3 protein-coding genes and 1 pseudogene are annotated in these 2798 nt (G+C 46.9%); 2 read left to right on the top strand and 2 right to left on the bottom strand.

Translation table 11 applies throughout. The annotated features are described in order from the left end of the window. Window positions 1-642 (top strand): annotated as a pseudogene (locus tag OB13_RS16380) (hypothetical protein); the annotation flags it as partial. Between the two features lie 83 nt (window positions 643-725). Here the strand turns inward: OB13_RS16380 and rpmA are convergent. Together rpmA and rplU are read right to left on the bottom strand one after the other, a co-directional pair. Continuing rightward, entirely contained in the window at window positions 726-992 is a 267-nt protein-coding gene (rpmA, locus tag OB13_RS16375) for a 50S ribosomal protein L27 (protein WP_461491254.1), read from the bottom strand. 74 nt (window positions 993-1066) lie between these two features. Beyond that, window positions 1067-1375 carry a 50S ribosomal protein L21 gene (gene rplU, locus OB13_RS16370; protein WP_461491253.1) on the bottom strand — a complete coding sequence of 103 codons (309 nt, stop codon included), beginning with the start codon at window positions 1373-1375 and terminating at the stop codon, window positions 1067-1069. Between the two features lie 648 nt (window positions 1376-2023). Here rplU and OB13_RS16365 point away from each other — a divergent pair. Further along, on the top strand, window positions 2024-2798 hold a 775-nt coding region (locus OB13_RS16365; protein ID WP_461491252.1), incomplete at its 3' end, for a ribonucleotide-diphosphate reductase subunit beta.

Genomic DNA, 2798 nt, shown 5'->3' with positions numbered 1-2798 from the left:
ATCCTAAGCCATCACTCCATGAATTTCAGGACCTTTACGCTCAACGGCATCAGCGTTTTTTTGGGGCTCATCTTTTTTACGGCAGGTATGGCGAAGGTCTTCTTTGAACATAAATTTCCGGGCCTCATTGGTCCGGTTTGGCTGGAGGAGCGGCTGGCAGAGTTTAACCTGGGGCTTTTTGCGCGTTTTATCGCCTACTCGCAGGTGCTGGTTGGCTTCCTGCTGGTGACCCTCCGCTACCGCACGCTCGGGGCTATTATGCTGCTCCCCATGATCCTGAATATACTCCTGGTCACCATCTCCCAGAACTGGGCCGGAACACCTTACGTACTGGCATTCCTGCTGCTGCTCAACCTGGTGCTGCTGGCGGCAGAGGCACCCAAACTGCTGCACTTGCTGGGGTTCAGGCCCCACTATACGCCTGCATCCGTTGCGCCCGTAAGATTTGGTTTGCTCTGGTTATCGGGACTGGGGCTGGTGCTTGGTAGCATTGCGCTGTCCAGGTATAGCCTGCCGTTGGCTTACCTGGTCAACCTGTCAGGTATAGCTATGGGGCTGTATACCTATTTTAAAGGCGGCCGTGCGGGCAAACAAGCCTCCCCAAAGCCACTACCCGAGGCAGCTATACCTGTGGTAAAGTAAGGAGGAGGGGCAAATAAAAAAGGGATACCGAGGTATCCCTTTTTTATTTTGATACTGCCTGGGCAGTATGCTTTTTAGCTTGACTATTCAGCTTCTACTTTAGGAAGTACAGAAACGAATGAACGGTTCTTAACTCCTTTTTTGAACTGAACAACACCGTCCACCATAGCGAACAGCGTGTGGTCTTTGCCCATACCCACGTTTACACCCGGGTGGTGAGCAGTACCTCTTTGTCTTACAATGATGTTACCAGCGATGATATCCTGGCCACCGTAAATTTTAACACCAAGTCGTTTGGAATGTGACTCGCGGCCGTTATTAGAACTACCAGCTCCTTTTTTGTGTGCCATTTTCTTTACTATTTAATTCAGGTTAGCGAACCAAGCCTGAAAAGGTTTTACGATTAATAATTTCTTCCTACTGCTTAACCAATGCTCTCGATCAGGACCTTTGTGAAGTTCTGGCGGTGGCCATTCTTCTTGCGGTATCCTTTTCTTCTCTTCTTTTTGAAAACGATCACTTTATCGCCTTTCACGTTGCCAAGGATTTTACCAACCACTTTAACACCGCTAACGAAAGGAGCACCTAAAGTAATGCTACCATTATCATCAGTAAGAAGAACATTGGTGAACTCAACGGCGTCACCATCATTGCCGGAAAGCTTGCTAGCGTAGATGAACTTACCGCTCTCTACCTTGGTCTGTTGACCTGCGATTTCTACAATTGCGTACATCAGCTTCAATGTATGTTTATGAAAATTTAAGTCTGCAAAATTAGGGGTCTTATAGTTAAGATGCAAATCATTGTTCCTTAATTCTTTCTGTTTCTTTCACACCTTCTGCACAAGCCTGTGGATAACGCTGTTGAAATCTCCGGCCCAAATTTCCACACCTCCCGAAACAGGCCGTAACACACTAATCCGTAGCGTCTTAAAAACAATTTCAGAAATCCACCTTTTCCACATGGCGCCGCAGACACGAGGTATAGCAGGAGTCGGAATGCCTCAGCTATGGGCCATAATTTGTATTTTCGCCTGCCGCTTTGCCCGCCAAACCCGCTTATACCTGCCAAACATTGCACTTTACAGAACTTAACATTGGAATAATATTATGATAACAATATAATAACAAAACTATATAGGTAGTATATTATGTTAACAAAGGTGTGAATTTAGCCCCAACAAACACTGCCTCAAACACTTAACAAAGTGTTAATAAATTGAACAACTTTAGATCCTCATTTCAAGTTCTTATCCCTATATTTGAAATCCTGTTCTTTCAGACATCTTTCACAGCTAGCACTCTGGCAGACAGGTAAGACCTTAAAATTTTGCAGTCATTGTTTTTACTGGCTGCTTTTTCAATAGCAAAAGTTTACGTTTATGGAGCCCATACTACAAGAAAACCCGAATCGATTTGTTCTATTCCCCATACAGCACGATAAGGTGTGGCAAATGTATAAGCAGGCGGAAGCCAGCTTCTGGACTGCTGAAGAGATTGACCTGTCGCAGGACCAGAAAGACTGGGAAAACCTGAACGACGGCGAACGCCACTTCATCAGCCATGTGTTAGCTTTCTTTGCTGCCTCTGATGGTATCGTAAACGAAAACCTGGCTATTAACTTCATGCAGGAGGTGCAGATACCGGAAGCCCGTTGCTTCTATGGTTTCCAGATCATGATGGAGAACATCCATGCTGAAACCTACTCGCTCCTGATCGACACCTATATAAAGAAGCAATCCGAAAAAGATTACCTCTTCAACGCGCTGGAGACAGTGCCGTGTGTAAAGAAGAAAGGCGAGTGGGCGTTGAAGTGGATCAACAGCGAGAACTTCACCGAGCGCCTGATTGCGTTTGCGGCTGTGGAGGGCATTTTCTTCTCCGGTTCATTCTGCTCCATCTTCTGGCTCAAAAAGCGCGGCCTGATGCCGGGGCTGACTTTCTCTAACGAACTGATCTCCCGCGACGAAGGCCTGCATTGCGACTTCGCCTGCCTGCTCTACTCTATGCTGAACAACAAGCTGCCGGAGAGCCGTGTGCATGAGATCATCCGCGACGCGGTGGAATTTGAGCAGGAATTTGTGACTGATGCACTGCCCGTAGACCTGATCGGCATGAACGCCAAACTGATGAGCCAGTACATCGAGTTTGTAGCCG

The sequence above is a fragment of the Pontibacter sp. HJ8 genome (assembly GCF_054824225.1).
This window is presented reverse-complemented; position numbering and strand designations above follow the sequence as displayed.

Coding starts and splice junctions, on each gene's coding strand:
- rpmA (WP_461491254.1), bottom strand. CDS start 992: ATGGCACACAAAAAAGGAGCTGGTAGTTCTAATAACGGCCGCGAGTCA.
- rplU (WP_461491253.1), bottom strand. CDS start 1,375: ATGTACGCAATTGTAGAAATCGCAGGTCAACAGACCAAGGTAGAGAGC.